The 16857-nt window shown below is 58.0% G+C and carries 17 protein-coding genes; 12 read left to right on the forward strand and 5 right to left on the reverse strand.

Going from position 1 to position 16857, the window contains the following annotated elements:
• The first annotated feature begins 19 nt into the window (after nucleotides 1–19).
• Both GRX76_RS00385 and GRX76_RS00390 read left to right on the forward strand, forming a co-directional pair.
• Complete coding sequence (locus tag GRX76_RS00385; protein WP_160151481.1) at nucleotides 20–1300, forward strand: YeaH/YhbH family protein; 1281 nt, start codon at nucleotides 20–22, stop codon at nucleotides 1298–1300.
• Complete coding sequence (locus GRX76_RS00390; RefSeq protein ID WP_160151482.1) at nucleotides 1300–2862, forward strand: SpoVR family protein; 1563 nt, start codon at nucleotides 1300–1302, stop codon at nucleotides 2860–2862. The genes GRX76_RS00385 and GRX76_RS00390 overlap by 1 nt, the downstream gene beginning before the upstream one ends.
• Before the next feature lie 78 nt (nucleotides 2863–2940).
• Here the strand turns inward: GRX76_RS00390 and GRX76_RS00395 are convergent, their stop codons facing one another.
• Nucleotides 2941–3504: a response regulator gene (locus GRX76_RS00395; RefSeq protein ID WP_160151483.1), complete on the reverse strand. Its 564-nt coding sequence runs from the start codon at nucleotides 3502–3504 to the stop codon at nucleotides 2941–2943.
• Nucleotides 3505–4022: 518 nt separating this feature from the next.
• On the opposite strand from GRX76_RS00395, the gene GRX76_RS00400 reads away from it, so the two are divergent.
• Genes GRX76_RS00400 through GRX76_RS00410 form a run of 3 tightly spaced genes read left to right on the forward strand, consistent with a single transcriptional unit; the run spans nucleotide 4023 to nucleotide 6520 of the window.
• Complete coding sequence (locus GRX76_RS00400; protein ID WP_160151484.1) at nucleotides 4023–5249, forward strand: multifunctional CCA addition/repair protein; 1227 nt, start codon at nucleotides 4023–4025, stop codon at nucleotides 5247–5249.
• A gap of 43 nt (nucleotides 5250–5292) precedes the next feature.
• Nucleotides 5293–6018: a pteridine reductase gene (locus tag GRX76_RS00405; protein WP_160151485.1), complete on the forward strand. Its 726-nt coding sequence runs from the start codon at nucleotides 5293–5295 to the stop codon at nucleotides 6016–6018.
• A 16-nt stretch (nucleotides 6019–6034) separates the two neighbouring features.
• Nucleotides 6035–6520: a phosphoribosyltransferase gene (locus GRX76_RS00410; protein WP_370463937.1), complete on the forward strand. Its 486-nt coding sequence runs from the start codon at nucleotides 6035–6037 to the stop codon at nucleotides 6518–6520.
• A 174-nt stretch (nucleotides 6521–6694) separates the two neighbouring features.
• Here GRX76_RS00410 and GRX76_RS00415 read toward each other — a convergent pair whose 3' ends face one another.
• Complete coding sequence (locus tag GRX76_RS00415; RefSeq protein ID WP_160151486.1) at nucleotides 6695–7156, reverse strand: helix-turn-helix domain-containing protein; 462 nt, start codon at nucleotides 7154–7156, stop codon at nucleotides 6695–6697.
• A gap of 139 nt (nucleotides 7157–7295) precedes the next feature.
• Here GRX76_RS00415 and GRX76_RS00420 point away from each other — a divergent pair, with 139 nt between their 5' ends.
• From GRX76_RS00420 to GRX76_RS00435, 4 genes are all read left to right on the forward strand, one after another.
• Nucleotides 7296–8408, forward strand: coding sequence for an NADH:flavin oxidoreductase (locus tag GRX76_RS00420; RefSeq protein WP_160151487.1), 1113 nt, complete (start codon nucleotides 7296–7298; stop codon nucleotides 8406–8408).
• A 104-nt stretch (nucleotides 8409–8512) separates the two neighbouring features.
• Nucleotides 8513–9202: a response regulator transcription factor gene (locus GRX76_RS00425; RefSeq protein ID WP_160151488.1), complete on the forward strand. Its 690-nt coding sequence runs from the start codon at nucleotides 8513–8515 to the stop codon at nucleotides 9200–9202.
• Nucleotides 9192–10466: a HAMP domain-containing sensor histidine kinase gene (locus tag GRX76_RS00430; protein WP_160151489.1), complete on the forward strand. Its 1275-nt coding sequence runs from the start codon at nucleotides 9192–9194 to the stop codon at nucleotides 10464–10466. Before GRX76_RS00425 ends, GRX76_RS00430 begins: the two co-directional genes overlap by 11 nt.
• 93 nt (nucleotides 10467–10559) lie before the next feature.
• Nucleotides 10560–11474, forward strand: coding sequence for a dienelactone hydrolase family protein (locus GRX76_RS00435; RefSeq protein WP_160151490.1), 915 nt, complete (start codon nucleotides 10560–10562; stop codon nucleotides 11472–11474).
• Between the two features lie 16 nt (nucleotides 11475–11490).
• Here the strand turns inward: GRX76_RS00435 and folK are convergent, their stop codons facing one another.
• Genes folK through tsaD form a run of 3 tightly spaced genes read right to left on the reverse strand, consistent with a single transcriptional unit; the run spans nucleotide 11491 to nucleotide 13438 of the window.
• Entirely contained in the window at nucleotides 11491–11988 is a 498-nt protein-coding gene (gene folK / locus GRX76_RS00440) for a 2-amino-4-hydroxy-6-hydroxymethyldihydropteridine diphosphokinase (protein ID WP_160151491.1), read from the reverse strand.
• 1 nt (nucleotide 11989) lies between these two features.
• Nucleotides 11990–12358 (reverse strand): dihydroneopterin aldolase, encoded by a 369-nt coding sequence (gene folB / locus GRX76_RS00445; RefSeq protein ID WP_160151492.1) that lies wholly within the window; start codon nucleotides 12356–12358, stop codon nucleotides 11990–11992.
• A 24-nt stretch (nucleotides 12359–12382) separates the two neighbouring features.
• Nucleotides 12383–13438 carry a tRNA (adenosine(37)-N6)-threonylcarbamoyltransferase complex transferase subunit TsaD gene (tsaD, locus tag GRX76_RS00450; protein ID WP_160151493.1) on the reverse strand — a complete coding sequence of 352 codons (1056 nt, stop codon included), beginning with the start codon at nucleotides 13436–13438 and terminating at the stop codon, nucleotides 12383–12385.
• Nucleotides 13439–13767: 329 nt separating this feature from the next.
• Between tsaD and rpsU the strand changes: the two genes are divergently transcribed.
• From rpsU to dnaG, 3 genes are all read left to right on the forward strand, one after another.
• Complete coding sequence (gene rpsU, locus GRX76_RS00455) at nucleotides 13768–13983, forward strand: 30S ribosomal protein S21 (RefSeq protein WP_010133379.1); 216 nt, start codon at nucleotides 13768–13770, stop codon at nucleotides 13981–13983.
• A 202-nt stretch (nucleotides 13984–14185) separates the two neighbouring features.
• On the forward strand, nucleotides 14186–14629 hold the full coding sequence (locus GRX76_RS00460) for a GatB/YqeY domain-containing protein (protein ID WP_160151494.1): 444 nt from the start codon (nucleotides 14186–14188) through the stop codon (nucleotides 14627–14629).
• A 23-nt stretch (nucleotides 14630–14652) separates the two neighbouring features.
• Complete coding sequence (gene dnaG / locus GRX76_RS00465; protein WP_160151495.1) at nucleotides 14653–16689, forward strand: DNA primase; 2037 nt, start codon at nucleotides 14653–14655, stop codon at nucleotides 16687–16689.
• Nucleotides 16690–16857 lie beyond the last annotated feature (168 nt).

Genomic DNA, 16857 nt, shown 5'->3' on the forward strand with positions numbered 1-16857 from the left:
AACATAAGGCAGTATTACAATGAGCTACATCATCGACCGTCGCCTGAACGGCAAGAAGAAGAGCACCGTCAACCGTCAGCGTTTCTTGCGGCGCTATAAATCCCACATCAAAAAAGCCGTCGGCGAAGCCATGAACAGCCGGTCCATTACCGACATGGACAAAGGCGAAAAGATCAGCATTCCCACCCGCGACCTCAACGAACCCATTTTCTCCAATGGCCGCGGCGGCCATATGGAACAAGTACTTCCTGGCAACAAAGAATTCATTACCGGCGACCGTATCCCCCGCCCAGGCCAGGGACAGGGGCAAGGCAGTGGCGGCAGCGGTGCCAGCGACAGCGGCGAAGGCATGGATGAATTTGCCTTCCAGATTTCCCAGGAAGAATTCCTCGACTTCATGTTCGAAGGCCTGGAATTGCCGAACATGGTCAAACGCAAACTGGCAGGTAACGAATCCTTCCAGGTCGTGCGCGCCGGTATTTGTAATGAAGGCACCCCCGGCCGGTTAAACGTGGTCCGCTCCATGCGCTCCGCCAATGCCCGCCGTATTGCCCTCAGTGGCGGCAAGCGTCGCAACCTGAAACTGTTTGAGCAGGAACTGGAGATTGAAGAAGCAAAAGATCCCGCGTTGCGCGACCAGCGCAAGGTGGATGAATTGCGCCTTAAGATCGAGGACCTGAGAAGCCGCGTCAATCGCATTCCCTTTCTCGACGACTTCGACCTGAAATACAACCTGCTGGTACGCCAGCCGCGCCCCCGCTCCAAAGCCGTCATGTTCTGCCTGATGGATGTGTCCGGCTCGATGAACCAAGCCACCAAAGATATGGCCAAGCGGTTCTTCCTACTGCTGTACCTGTTCTTGCAGCGCAGTTACGAATACACCGAGGTGGTGTTCATTCGCCATCACACCAGCGCCAAGGAAGTGGATGAACAGGAGTTTTTCTACTCCCGTGAAACCGGCGGCACCATTGTTTCCAGCGCACTGAAAATGATGCGCGACATCATGCGTGATCGCTATCCCGCCAGCGAATGGAATATTTATGGTGCCCAGGCGTCCGACGGCGACAACTGGAATGACGACTCCAGTACCTGCCACAAAATCCTGATCGACGACATCATGCCCCACGTGCAGTACTACTCCTATGTAGAAATTACCCCGCGGGATCACCAGGCGTTGTGGGATGAATACCAGAGTGTTGAGCGGGCCTTCCCGGAGCACTTTGCGATGGAGCAGATTATCGATGTGCAGGATATCTACCCGGTATTCCGCCAACTCTTTTCACAGAAGGTTGCCGCCTGATGCTAGATACAGCGATCACCAACAAGCAGCCCATCTCCACCACTTCCGAGTGGACTTTCGAACTCGTTCAGGAGTACGACCGGGAAATTGCGCTGCTGGCCAAGGAATTTGGCCTGGAAACCTATCCCAACCAGATAGAAATCATTAGCTCCGAGCAGATGATGGATGCCTATTCTTCCGTGGGCATGCCGGTGGGTTACAACCACTGGTCCTTCGGCAAACAGTTCATCAGTGTGGAGAACAATTACCAGCGCGGGCGCATGGGGCTGGCTTACGAGATTGTGATCAACTCCAACCCCTGCATTGCCTACCTGATGGAAGAGAACACCATGACCATGCAGGCGCTGGTCATTGCCCACGCCAGTTACGGGCACAACTCTTTCTTCAAGGGCAATTACCTGTTCCGTACCTGGACCGATGCCAGCAGCATTATCGACTACTTGCTGTTCGCGAAAAATTATATTGCCCGCTGTGAAGAGCGCCATGGTGTAGACGAAGTGGAGGCGCTGCTTGACAGCTGCCACGCGCTGATGAATTTCGGGGTGGACCGCTACAAACGCCCTTACCCCATTTCCGCCCACGAAGAAGAGCGCCGCCAGAAGGAGCGCGAGGAATACCGGCAGCGGCAACTGAATGACCTGTGGCGCACCATCCCCAAAATGGGCGGTGCGGAAGAACAGGTTTACACGCGGCGCTTTCCCGAAGAGCCACAGGAAAATATCCTGTACTTCATCGAAAAGAATGCGCCATTACTGGAGAATTGGCAGCGTGAGCTGGTGCGCATCGTGCGCAAGCTGGCCCAGTATTTTTACCCGCAGCGCCAGACCCAGGTGATGAACGAGGGCTGGGCGACCTTCTGGCACTACACCCTGCTGAACGAACTCTATGCCCGAGGCAAGGTGACCGACGGCTTTATGATGGAGTTTCTGCAGAGCCACACCAGTGTCATCTATCAGCCGCCCTACGACAGCCCCTATTACAACGGTATCAATCCCTACGCACTCGGGTTCAGCATTTTTACCGACCTGCGTCGCATCTGTGAAAACCCCACGGATGAAGACAGAGAGTGGTTCCCGGATATCGCCGGCAGTAACTGGAAGGAAACCCTGCAGTTCGCCATGCGCGATTTCAAGGACGAGAGTTTTATTCTGCAGTTCCTGTCCCCGAAGGTAATGCGGGACATGAAACTTTTCTGCATTTCCGACGACGATCGCGAGAAGGAAATTGTGGTGAATGCCATCCACAACGAGGATGGTTATCGGGAGTTGAGGGCCAAGCTAGCGGGGCAGTACAACCTGGGTAATCGCGAACCGAACATTCAGGTTTATTCGGTGGACACCCGCGGCGACCGCTCAATGACGCTGCATCACACCCAGCACCAGCGGAGACCACTGGGCCGGGATACCAGCGAGGTTCTGCGTCACCTGCACCGCCTGTGGGGATTTGACGTGCACCTGCACAGCCTCAACGGTGATGACATTACCGCGAGCTTCCACTGCCCGGAAATGGGCAGAGACAGATCGGAGGAAGAAGAATCCATGTTGGTGCCCAAGCCGATGTGAAAATCGGCCCGGGGTCAGCACGCCTGAAGTCCAGCCTATGAGTCGAAACTCAGCGGCTGACTCCAACTGCGCCGATCATCAGACATCCATCAACAGGTTGATGCGTCCGACCAGCTCATTGCGGTCACAAGACGCCGCAACCACCGCATCGGCACCGGCGTCCAGCCAACGCTGCTGGCTCGGGTCACCCTCAGGGGCAATCACCAGTACGCTCAGGGAGGTGAACTCGCCTTTCGAGCGGATCATATCCAGGACCTGAAAGCCGTTAACGCCGTCCAGGTTGGTGTCCAGCACCAGTAATACGGGCTTTGCCGTTACCATCAGCGCGCCGGCACTGAAACTGTCCCCGGCAATATCCACCTCGAACCCGGCCTGCTGCAGCAGCTGGCGGCCGGCAATCAGTTCCGGTGAATTCGCCACCAGCAGTACCTTGCGGCTGGCGCTTCCCAGCTCGGCAGGCACCGGCATAGCGTTGTCCCGCAGGAAGCCGACGAAATCTTCCACACAAATACGGTGATCTCCGCGGCCCGGCAGCTTGTACGCCTTCAGCTGGCCACGCTCAATCCAGCGAATGACGGTACGGAAATTCACTCCGCAGTAGCGAGCCGCTTCCCCGGTGGTAAGAACATGCACTTCGCTCATCTTATTACTATCCCCCACGAATCGCGCATTTAGTTATTAATTATGCTGAATTAAACCAAATAAACAGGCGTTAATTCTATGCCTATATATGTTTAACGAACCAACTGGCACATCCCTCAATAAAAGTTTGATTGCTACGGTTGACAGTTAAGACAGGTTAAATAGAATGGACAGCATGTTGCATGAGGTCATTTAACCGCCAGCAACATGCGCTATCTACCCCGATTCTGTAGCCTTTTGTAACTATTTACAGAAAAATACAGACATCTTCGGGAAACCTGGCGCACACGAGCTTGTTGGGATTCTCTCTTCACGAATACCCTAAGACCCTGGGCCCCCTTGTAATTTTGGGGCCTTTTTTTTATCTTCCCCGACCTTCAATTCCCTAGTATTTACCTGATACCCGCGGGTTTTTCCGACGTTTTGTCAGGTTCAGCGGCTTATATGGCATCTTCCGCCCCCCTTTTGACCAACAGATTCCGTGACTCTGGAAGCAACCCTCAGTCAGGGGGCGGATCGTGAAAACCTACCTGGTTGGCGGCGCGGTTCGCGACAGACTCCTCCATCGCCCGGTGCACGAGCGCGACTGGGTCGTCGTCGGCGCCACCGAGGCCGAGATGCTGGCCCAGGGCTTTCGTCCCGTAGGTAAAGACTTCCCGGTATTTCTCCACCCCCAAACTGGCGAGGAATACGCCCTCGCCCGCACCGAGCGCAAAAGCGGCCACGGTTACGGCGGCTTTACCGTCTACGCCAGTCCCGATGTCACCCTCGAGCAGGATCTGGAGCGCCGGGATCTCACGGTCAACGCCATGGCGGAAACCGAAGATGGCGAGGTTATCGACCCCTACCAGGGCCGCGCCGACCTCGACGCCCGCCTGCTGCGCCACGTATCACCCGCCTTTAGCGAGGATCCGCTGCGTATTCTGCGGGTCGCACGCTTTGCCGCCCGCTACGCGCCGCTGGGATTTTCTGTCGCCCCGGAAACTATGACGCTGATGCGGGGCATGGTGGATGCAGGGGAAGTGGAACATCTGGTACCCGAGCGGGTATGGAAGGAAATAAGCCGCGCCCTCACCGAACCCAGGCCAGACATATTCATCCAGGTGCTGCGCGACTGCGGCGCCCTGAAGGTACTGCTGCCGGAAGTGGACTGCCTGTTCGGTGTACCCCAGCCGCCGCTGCACCACCCGGAAGTGGACACTGGCGACCATATACTGCGGGCCCTGCGCCAGGCGCCAGCGGACCTGCCGGTACGCTTTGCGGTACTGGTGCACGACCTGGGCAAGGGCATAACGCCGGAGCATGTACTTCCCAGCCACCGCGGACACGAGGCCGCGGGACTGCCACTGGTAAAAGAGGTCTGCCAGCGCCTGCGTGTTCCCAACCCGATTACCGCGCTCTCCCTCGGCGTATGTGAATACCATCTGCACTGCCACAAAGCGTTTGAACTGCGCCCGCAAACCATTCTGAAAATGTTGCGTGCGCTGGACGCCCTGCGGCGGCCGGAACGATTCGAACAGTTTCTGGAAAGCTGTGAGGCCGATGCCCGCGGCCGCCTTGGCCTGGAGGACAGGGAGTACCCACAGGTCGACTATTTGCGCGCGGCCCGGGATGCGGCCGCCAATGTCGATCCCCAGGTCCTGATTGCCGAGGGCTTCCAAGGTGCCGAACTGGGTAAAGCCCTGGATCGGGCGCGACTGCAAGCGCTGACCAACCTGAAAAATACCTACGGCACCCCCGGGTAAAACCCGGCCTGCCGCCGATCATTTCTGCACACGGAATACCACCATGGCCACAGCCCTGATCACCGGTGCCGCCGCCCGACTTGGACGCGCCATCGCTGAGGAGTTACATCGGGACCACCAGATAGTGATCCACTACCGGCACTCCTCTCAGGCGGCGCAGTCACTGGCGGAAATACTGAATCACCGCCGCGCCAACTCTGCCGTAGCCATACACAGCGAACTGGGTAGTGCGGCGGACTGCCAGCAGCTGGCCACCGCCGCCATCATCTGCTTTGGCGAAATTTCCCTGCTGGTAAATAACGCCTCCGCTTTCTACCCGACCCCCATCGGCGACGCCGACGAGCAGCAGTGGGACGAACTGATGGGCAGCAACCTGAAGGCGCCCTTCTTTCTCAGCCAGGCACTGGCGCCCGCCCTGGCGGATGCCGGTGGCTGCATCGTCAATCTAGCAGACATCCACGCCGAAAAGCCCATGCCCGGCCATACCATTTACAGCGCCGCCAAAGCCGGGCTGGTGATGATGACCAAGAGCCTGGCACGGGAGCTGGCGCCGCGGATACGGGTCAACGCCGTAGCCCCCGGTGCGATTCTGTGGCCAGAACAGGAGAGTGAAGGCTATAACAAGGAGCAGATTCTGGCGCGAATCCCCATGCAGCGAAGCGGTGACCCGTCAGACATTGCGCGTACCGTGCGCTTTCTCGCCGCTGACGCTCCCTATATCACCGGCCAGGTCATCGCCGTAGACGGCGGCCGCAGCCTCAACATTTAAAAGCTCGAGGTACCTTGTGAGCGACAAACAGTTTATTTCCGCCCAGTCACTGCTGGAGGACTCCTTCACCTTGGCCCTGAAAGTCGTCGAGAGCGGCTTCCACCCGGACTATATCGTCGGCGTCTGGCGCGGCGGTGCGCCCATTGGCATCGCAGTGCAGGAGATGTTCGATTTTCTCGGCTTCCACGCCGACCACATCGCCATCCGCACCTCGTCCTATAGCGGCGTCGACCAGCGCAGCAAGGAAGTGATCGTGCACGGGCTCACCTATCTGATCAAACGGGTGGAGTCTCACCAGAAGCTGTTGATCGTCGACGATGTCTACGACACCGGACTCAGCATTCAGCAGGCGATTACCGACCTGCGCAAGGCGTGCAAAAAGAATACCCCGGAAATCCGCATTGCCTGCCCCTACTTCAAGCCCACACGCAATCGCACCGATCAGGAGCCGGATTACTACCTGCACAAAACCGACGAATGGCTGGTGTTCCCCACGAATTGAAGGGGCTGTCTGAAGAGGAAATTCTGGAGAATAAACCGGAATTGCGCCGGCACCAGGCGCTACTAAGAAAGGTAATGAACGGCGAGAAATAAGCCGATAACCGGCAGCGAAATACAGAGGGGAAAACGGGCGGCCGCTGTCAGCCGCCCGTCCTCGCACCCGCGAACAACAGGCTCAGCCAGCCTGCTCTATTGGCTGCCCCTCGTTATCCACAAACAGCACATCGCGCACCGTGAGCACCTCGCCGTCGCGATCCTGCACCGCCACCTGCGCAATCGCTTCACCACTAGTGCGTGCGACCAGCTGCATGGAATCCTTGTTGCCATTCCAGCGCTCACTCCACTGGCGCAGGGCAACCACCACCGCAAACAGGTCGCGTCCCTTTTCCGTCAGGCGATACTCGTAACGGGTGCCGTGTTCCCCCACATCCACCCGCGTCATCACCCCGTTTTCCACCAGGCGGGACAGACGGTCACAGAGAATGTTCTTGGCAATTCCCAGGCTCTTCTGGAAATCACCGTAGCGCCGCGTACCCAGCATCGCCTGCTTGATCACCAGCAGGGACCACCAGTCTCCCACCTCGTTCAAGGCACAGGCGATGGAGCAGCCCATATCGTCAAATCGTTTACGTGTCATGCAAATCAGTATAAGCGAAAAGGGTTGCATTAAAAAACCAAATAAAGTTTCATAACGCAACCTTATTGGTGGCTACCCCCACATCGGGACCCACCTGTGGATAACTGAAGCGTCTGTAAACGAGATTTCGGAGAGTGATATGAGCGGTAACCTGGACAGCCTGTTGCGTCCTTTCGAGCACAAATCCCTGAAGCTGCGCAACCGCGTGGCCATGGCCCCCATGACCCGTACCGCCTCCCCCGGTTACGTCGCCAACGACCAGGTGGCCGGCTACTACCGCCGCCGCGCCGAGGGCGAAGTGGGCCTGATCATTACCGAGGGCACCTTCGTGGACGGCAAGGCCGCCAATGGCTACGAGAATGTGCCGGCCATCTACGGTGACGAAGCGCTGGCCGGCTGGAAGAAGGTGGTCGACGAGGTTCACGCGGCCGGCGGCCAGATCATTCCGCAGCTTTGGCATGTGGGCTCCGTGCGCAAAGAGGGAACCGGACCAGACAAATCCGTGCCCGGCTACTCCCCCTCCGGCCTGTTCAAGCCTGGTAAAGCCAACGGCCACGCCATGACCAAAGAAGACATTCAAGATGTGGTGCGCGCATTCGCGGATGCCGCCAAGGCGGCCAAGGAAGTCGGCTTTGACGGAGTGGAAATCCACGGCGCCCACGGCTACCTCATCGACCAGTTCTTCTGGGAAGGCACTAACGTGCGTGACGACGAATACGGCGGCTCCATCGAAAACCGCACCCGTTTCGCGGTGGAGATCGTGAAAGCTGTGCGCGAAGCCGTGGGCGAAGACTTCGCCATCGTGCTGCGCTATTCCCAGTGGAAGCAGCAGGATTACGACGCGCGTCTGGCACACACCCCGGAAGAGCTGAAGCGCTTCCTGACACCGCTGGTCGAAGCCGGTGTGGATATCTTCCACGCTTCTACTAGACGTTTCTGGGTACCGGAGTTTGAAGGTTCCGACATGAACCTGGCGGGCTGGACCAAGGAACTTACCGGCAAGCCGGTTATTTCCGTGGGCAGCGTCGGCCTGGACGATGACTTTATTGGCGGCAACAACCAGGGCATGGGTGGCACAGCCAACCCCACCGGCGTGGAAGAGCTTACCCGCCGCATGGACAACGGCGAATTCGACATGATCGCCGTGGGCCGCGCCTTACTGCAGGATCCGAACTGGCTGCAGAAAGTGAAGCAAGGCCGCGAGGAAGAGATAGTGCCATTCACCAAGGAAGCTTTGGCAAACCTGAGCTGATCGGACACCAGGCCGATCATAAACCCCGGCCATATTTCACTTCAATTTCACCGGTAGCTTGTCACAATGTCCAATTATGTGGATAAGAGGACAGGCAGCTGCCGGTGAAGCAACTCAAAATTCTTCTGATTGAAGACAATCCGACCCTCGCGCGTCAGACCGGTGAATTCCTGGAGGGCCACGGCTGGCAGGTGGATTTCGCCAACGGCGGGCAACGCGGCCTGCAACTCGCCCTTACCGAAATCTACGACCTGATTCTGCTGGACCTGAACCTGCCGGACATGGACGGCATCGAAGTTTGCCGCCAGCTACGCCAGCAGGCTCCCGTTGCCACACCGATTCTGATGCTCACCGCCCGCGATGCCTTTGCCGATAAAGCGCAGGGCTTTCACTCCGGCGCAGACGATTACCTTTGTAAACCCTTCGATCCACGCGAGCTGGCGCTGCGCTGCGAGGCGCTTGCACGGCGCCGGGAGCTACATCGCAGCGATGAAATCAATATCGGTAACTTGCGGATTTCCGCGCGCCGCCGCGAAGCGACAAGAAACGGGCAGCCACTAAGGCTCACCACCATCACGTTTAATATTCTGTGGGAACTGGCCCGGGCCTACCCCGAGCCACTCAGTCGCAGTGAAATCAGCCACCGCATTTGGGGGGACAACCCACCGGACAGCGATGCATTAAAATCCCACATCTACAGTCTTCGTGGTCAGCTCGACCGCCCCTTTCCCGACCCCATGCTGAAAACCATCAGCAGTATCGGTTTCCGGTTGGAGCAACCGGGTGCAAACTGAAATTCCAAAGGGGAGGCTGAAACGCAAGGTTCTCACGCTCTTCGGGGGATTCACCCTGCTGCTGTGCCTGATCTATTCAAGTATTGGCGTAATCGCTGCCTATGTGATTGAAGATCAGTTGATCGACAACCTGATCAAAAGCGAGATCGACTATATCGAGCAGCATTTTCGCGAGCACGGTGAACTGCCTTCACCCAGACTACCGCAGTTCACCCTCTACACCTCGCCCGCCGAAACGCCGCCGGAGTTTGTAGCCGCACTGGGTGGTGAACGGCGTAGAGCCGAGCTATTTGTTACCGGTCAGGAGCATTACCACCTGCGAGAGCTGACACCAGAGACAGGCGCGATCCTTGCTTCAGAAGTGGGTAATCTTCTCACGGTATCCAGTCAGTCGGGCCGACTGGTCTGGACACTGATCGCTACCTTTCTTTGCACAACCGCGCTGGCACTTTGGCTTGCCCATCAACTGATTACCAGTACCGTCCGACCGATTCTCTCTCTCGCGCGAGAGTTGGAATCACAGGCGGTCAACACCCCCTCTCTGGCGCTAACGACCAGCAACCGCAATGATGAAATCGGTTTTCTCGCACGCACTCTGGAGCGGAATCTGCGCGAACTTCAGCAGGCGAGACAAAGAGAAGCGGAATTTACGCGCGATGTCAGCCACGAGTTCCGCACCAACCTTGCGGTAGCATCCAATACGATTACCCTCTGCGGGAACAAGGGCCTGAATGTCTCCGAGACCCAGGAACTGGGTGCAATACTGGCAAACATGAATCGGACGGTAACCACACTGTTGGCACTCGCGAGATCGGAGTCGTTCGCGCGCAAGACATTTGACCTTCGCCCACTGCTGGAGAGCCGCTTACTGGCACGTCCGGAAATATCCCTCGAAGACAGTTTCGAGGTAGACCTTACCCTACCCGCCACACTTCCTGTCACAGGCAACCCGCATCTCACGGAGCTGCTTCTGGATATCCTGCTGGATAATGCCATTCGCTACGCGTTGCAGCCCAAGCTCACCATCTTTTACAGCGGCGATGCCATCGTTTTTGAAAATCCGGTTCGCACTACGTTTGAAACCGCGACCTTGTTTAACGCTGGCGTTCGCGGAGAGAGCAGTAGAGAGAACAGCGAAGGGATTGGGCAGGGGCTTTACCTGGCAAACCGGATCCTCACCGCACAACAGTGGCATTACGCGGCTGAATGCCATAATGGCACTTTTTCTATTTCCATATCCGTTTTTTCTGACAAGACACAATAAGCCCGGTACGTATCGCCCTGCTATCCCCGAAATTTCACCCGGGTTTCACCAACGACTTTGTAGAGTGCCTTCATCAATCAGGAGGCATTCATCATGAACCATACACCATCCAAATTAGTCAAAGCATCTGCTATTGCCTGCCTGGCAATCTGTTTCCTCGCTCTGCTCTGGTACACCTTTTTCGCGATAAAACAGCAACCGATACCACAGGATGAAATTTTGGACTCCTACACTTACCAGGCGCCGGAAGATATCAAAATGACGTTAAAGGACATCGGCGATAGGAATTATTCTTTTTCCTACAGGAGTTTTGACGGCGCAGTAGTTAACGGGCAAATCAGCTACCCATCGATAGAACAGGAAAGCTACCCCGTAGTGATCGGCATCTCCGCAATGGGGCGGAGCCACCAACGCTGGTGGACGGGCTCATACAAGGGACGCCCGACAGTAACCCGGGTCAACGAGATCGGGCGCAGTGCCACCGAGAAAGGTTATGTGGTAGTGGCCATCGACGCACGGTACCACGGCATGAGAAAGGACCCGAAAAAGACACTGCGCTCGATAATGAACAACCTGCATTTTTTCGGAGACAAAACCGACTATGAAGAAATGGTCCGGAATACCGTCCAGGACTACCGAGTTCTGATCGACTGGATTCGCACGCAGAAAAAGCTGGATAGCAGTAACCTGAATCTAGTGGGATACAGTATGGGCGCCCAGATCGCCCTGCTGATCGGCGGGCTAGATGCGGAGATAAACCGGGTTATCGCGGTGGCGCCACCCTACCTGGATGACAAGACGGCAGCCGTGGCACCAAAAAATCTCGCCTCACGGATCGTGAACCCCGAGGTGCTTCTGATCACAGCAAGTGATGATGAATTCGCATCACACAAAGAGAATCAGCACCTCTACACCGCGATTGCAAGCAGTAAGAAGGAACACCTCACTTTTAAAGGCAACCATATTCTTCCCGGCAATTACATCGACGCACTGGTTAGTCGACTGTAGGCGCGCGCAGATGAACTCAGGCAGCGGGCCAATCAAACGCCACCGGCCACAGCTTCTGCGAATCCTGATCGTATTCATCCCACAGTTGCAGGTACGTTTTATCTGCAACGGGATGCAGGATATCCGGCGCCAGTTCCGATATCGGTAACAGCACAAAGGCATTCTTGAGGATCTCACCACGGGGCAGTTTTACCCCGTCCACTTCACCGGTGAGCTCGTCGTAGGTCAGGATATCGATATCCAGGGTGCGGGCGCTGAACTTGGGGCCGCTGCGCAGGCGGCCGTTATCGTCTTCGATATGGCGCAGGCGCAATGCCAGCTCACCAACCGATAATTCGGTATCGATGGCGGCGACCAGGTTATAGAAGTTATCGCCATCGAAGCCCACCGCTTCGCTTTCATACACCTGTGACATACGCAGATCGCCGAACGCTTCTACCAATGCGTCCAACCCCGCGCTCAGATTTTTTTCGCGATCAATATTGCTGCCCAGGCTCAGGTAAACGGTCGCCATCTCAGGCCTCCGAGGTCTGCTTTTGTCCACGCTCAATGATCACGCCCACGTCACGGGCACCGCGTACGGCGCCGGGTTTGGACAGGCGCAGGCGCAGCCAGCTCACATTGAATTCCTTGCGCACGATTTCCGCGGCCTGCTCGGCCATGGTTTCCACCAGCAGAAATTCACTGCCTTCGATAAACGCGATCAGACGCTTGGCCACCGCCTTGTAGTTGAGGGTGTGCTCGATATTGTCGGTGCGTGCGGCCTCACGGATATCAAATGCCATCTCAAGATCGAGGCTGACCGTTTGCTTTACTTCCCGCTCCCAGTCGTAGATCCCGATAATGGTGTCGACCTTGAGATCGCGGATATAAACGATGTCCAAAACTAATCTCCTTTTATTCCGCTCTTATTTGTTCGACGTAGTATCCGCGCCGAGGGCGCCGGTCAATTCGGTGAGGGGCCAGCGGGGGCGCACCTCGATATCCAGGTCAGCTCGCTGCCCTGCCTGCAGGCGCAGGCAGCCGGCATAGGCAATCATGGCGCCGTTGTCAGTGCAGAATTCGTGGCGCGGATAAAACACACTGCAACCGTCCTCTGCCAATCGCGCTTCCAGGCGCTGGCGCAGCAATTTGTTGGCGGAAACACCACCGGCTATTACCAGGGTTTTGCGCTTGGCCTGCTTGAGTGCCCGGCGGCATTTGATCACCAGAGTGTCCACCACCGCCTCCTGAAAGGCCGCGGCAATATCGGCACAGGTCTGATCGTCCGGCAGGCCGTCTTCCAGAGCGTGCTTCTGCACTGTAGTCAGGGTAAAGGTCTTCAGGCCGGAGAAACTGAAATCCAGTCCGGGCCTGTCGGTCATCGGCCGCGGGAAGGTAAAACGCAGCGGATCGCCCTGCTCCGCCAGAGCCGCCAGGCGCGGGCCACCGGGGTAGTCGAGATCGAGCATCTTGGCGGCTTTGTCGAAGGCCTCACCGGCGGCGTCGTCGAGAGACTCACCGAGCAACTCGTACTGGCCGAGCCCCTGCACATCCACCAACTGGGTATGACCACCGGATACCAGTAGCGCCACAAAGGGAAACTCTGGTGGCTGCTCTTCCAGCATCGGGGCCAGTAAATGCCCCTCCATATGGTGCACACCGATGGCGGGCACTCCCCAGCCGTAGGCAATGGCGCGACCGGCACAGGCGCCCACCATTAGCGCGCCGATCAGACCGGGGCCGGCGGTATAGGCGACGCCGTCGATATCTGCGGCTTCGGTGTTGCTCTGCGCCATCACTTCACGGATCAGCGGCAGCAATTTGCGCACGTGATCGCGACTGGCCAGTTCCGGCACCACTCCGCCGTAATCCGCGTGCAGCTTCACCTGGCTGTAAAGTGTGTGACCCAGCAGCCCCTGCTCACTGTCGTACAGGGCGACGCCGGTTTCGTCGCAAGATGTTTCTATTCCGAGTACTCGCACGGCGCTCGTTAAACCCTCAATCTAAGATGTATTGGCTCGTCTTTCAGTGCCCATTGCGCCCCAAAGAGCAGAAAACCGGTCATTTGACCGCTGCTGATGGACTTGCAGGGGCGCTATCATACTCTGTAGCCCCACGAGGCCCTAGAGGCATCCGCGGATTGCACCGGCAAGGCTTGCGAAGGCCTGATCATCTGTATAGAATTTGCGCCCTCGCTGTGAACCGGCCTCCGGATTGCACTCCGCGAGATGAGCAATTTGCCGGAAGGCCACCGCCAGAAACCCCTGTATTTGGGCACTGGCAGAGAGAAACAAATTTTACAGGTAATCTAATGCCCTCAGTACGCATCAAAGACAACGAACCATTTGACATCGCCCTGCGCCGTTTCAAGCGCTCCTGCGAGAAAGCCGGTGTACTTTCCGAAGTACGTCGTCGCGAGTTCTACGAGAAGCCCACTTCCGTACGCAAGCGCAAGGCTGCCGCTGCTGTTAAGCGTCACGCCAAGAAAATGCAGCGCGAAAACCGCAAGTTCCAGCGTCTCTACTGAGTTCGAGGCTCTAACCGAGCCCTCTCTCTCGCTCACAGCACGCTGATGCGAACGCGGTTCGCAACAAGACGGCGCCCGAGGTTTCTCGCGCGCCGTTTTTTTATTGCCCGGATCCGAGCAACCGGGCCTTGCCAATTCTCCCCGATCCCCCATTATTGGCCTCTGTTTACCCAACCACAGTAATCGACCACCGGACGAACCCATGAGCACCCTCAAGGAAACCCTGACTACCGCCACCAAAGATGCCATGAAGGCCCGTGACAAAGGGCGCCTGGCCACCCTGCGGCTGATCAATGCCGAGATCAAGCGCGTGGAAGTCGACGAACGCATCGAACTGGATGATGCCCGCATCCTGGCCCTGCTGGACAAGATGACCAAGCAGCGCCGCGACTCCATCGCCCAGTACGAAAAAGCCGGTCGCCCGGAGCTGGCCGCAGTGGAACAGCAGGAAATTGACGTCATCCAGGAATACCTGCCGGAGCAATTGAGCGAAGCGGAGATCCAGGAGATCGTCACCGCGGCGGTGAAGGAGACCGGCGCGGTGAGCATGGCGGACATGGGCAAGGTGATGGCACTGGTAAAACCCCAGGTGCAGGGCCGCGCCGATATGGGCGCCGTCAGCAAGCTGGTCAAAGCGGCCTTCTAAAGGCTGCGTGTTAAGAGCCCCCTATGGCAGGAAAGATTCCCCAGTACTTTATCGACGACCTGTTGGCCCGTGCCGACATAGTTCCGGTCGTCGATAGCCGGGTAAAACTGCGCAAAACCGGGAAAAACTATTCCGCCTGCTGTCCATTTCACGATGAAAAAACGCCATCCTTCAGCGTAAGTCCCGACAAACAGTTCTACTACTGCTTCGGCTGCGGTGCCAGCGGCAATGCCGTTGGCTTCCTGATGGAATACGACCGCCTGCCGTTTCCGGAAGCGGTGGAAAAACTGGCCGCCAGTCTCGGGCTTGAAGTCCCCCGCGAACAGCTGGCGCCAGGGCAGCTCAAACGCCAGCAGGAAAGCCAGTCGCTTTACCAGCTGACGGAAAAAGCCGCCGACTACTACCGGGAAAAACTGAAGGACCACAAGGTCTCTACCCCCGCCATCACCTACCTGAAAAACCGTGGCCTTTCCGGCGCCGTGGCCAAGGAGTTCGGCATCGGCCTGGCGCCGCCCGGGTGGGACAATCTGCTCAACCATCTCGGCACCAGTTCCGAGAAAGCGGAACAGCTGGAACTGGCGGGCCTCGCGATCCGCCGCACCGACAGTGACGGCAATCCGGGAAAGAACGAACCGGGCAAGCGCCATCACTACGACCGCTTCCGCAACCGCATCATGTTCCCCATCCGCGATCAGCGCGGCCGCACCATTGCCTTCGGCGGAAGGGTACTGGGAGACGACAAACCCAAATACCTTAACTCCCCGGAAACCCCCATCTTCCACAAGGGCCGCGAACTCTACGGCCTGTGGGAAGCCCGCCAGGCCAACCGCGAGCTCAAGCGGCTGATCGTGGTCGAGGGTTATATGGACGTCGTGGCCCTGGCCCAGTTCGGCATCCGCTGCGCCGTCGCCACCCTCGGCACCGCCTGCGGTGAGGACCACATACAGCTGGCCTTCCGCCACACCGGGGAAATCGTATTCTGTTTCGATGGCGACAAGGCCGGCCGCACCGCCGCCCGCCGCGCTCTGGAGTCGGCCCTGCCGCACATGCAGGATGGCCGCAGCCTGCGCTTCCTGTTGCTGCCGGAAGGGGAAGACCCCGATACCCTGGTGCGCCAGATCGGCGGCGAGCGCTTCGACCAACTGATCGACGAGCAGGGCCGCCCACTGGAAGATTTCCTGTTCGATCTGGTAGGCGAAGGCATCAACATCCAGACCATGGACGGCCGCGCGCGCCTGTCCAAGGCCGCCGCTCCACTGCTCGACATGTTGCCGGCCGGCGTCTACCGCCAGCTGATGTTCCAGCAACTGGCACGACGTACCGGCCTCGAACAGGACATGCTGGAAGAGATCATCGCCGCGGAAAAAGCCCGCGCCGCAGAACTCAACCGCCAGGCCCAGCCGGCCCCAGCACCCGCGCCGAAACCTGTGACAAAACCCACTGGGGCGCCAAGCAGCGCGGGAGAATTCCAGGCCCCCAGCTATGGCGAGGAAACACCGCCCCCAGAAGCCTACGATGGCCCACCGCCAGGTTTTGAATACGGTGAACAAGACTACGGCCACGAGCCACCGGAATACCACGAAGACAGCGGGCAGCCCCACGAAGCACCGCGCCGGCGCAGCGGCCAGTACCGCCTGCCCGCCGAGCGCATGCTGATCGCGCTGCTGCTGCACCACCCTCAGCTGGCAACGCTGATCGACGACAACGCGCAATATCGCAACAGTAACGACGCCGATTTACAGCTGTTCGGCGAAATTCTTCAGGTTCTGCATAAAAACCCGGCCCTTAACAGCAACCAGCTGTTCGGCCGCCTGATGAACCTGGAAAGCAAAGATGCCCGCGAGCTGCTGCCGCGCCTGGCCATGAGCCACCCCATCGTGGGCGGGCAGGGTCAGGGGATGGAATACGACCCCCAGACCGAATTCAGCGACTGCCTGCGCAACCTGGAGCTGGCGGCGGAAAGACAGCGCAAACGGGGACTGGTGGATCAGCTGAAGAGCAACGGCAATCAGCTCAGTGCGGAACAGCTGGCGTTGCTGGCACAATTTCGCCGCAAATAGCGTTCGGCTGAAATCGAGGCAACGGGCGATCTTTAGCGTCAGCCAAGCTTTTTCACACAACCCCTTGAATTCCCCACTAACATCTCCATATACACTGACCCGCCGACCAAAGTCGGCGGGAATGCCTAAGACAAGCGCGCCCGGACACCCTGAACCACCAGCCTGCCT

This window comes from Microbulbifer sp. ALW1, from assembly GCF_009903625.1.
GTDB lineage: Bacteria > Pseudomonadota > Gammaproteobacteria > Pseudomonadales > Cellvibrionaceae > Microbulbifer.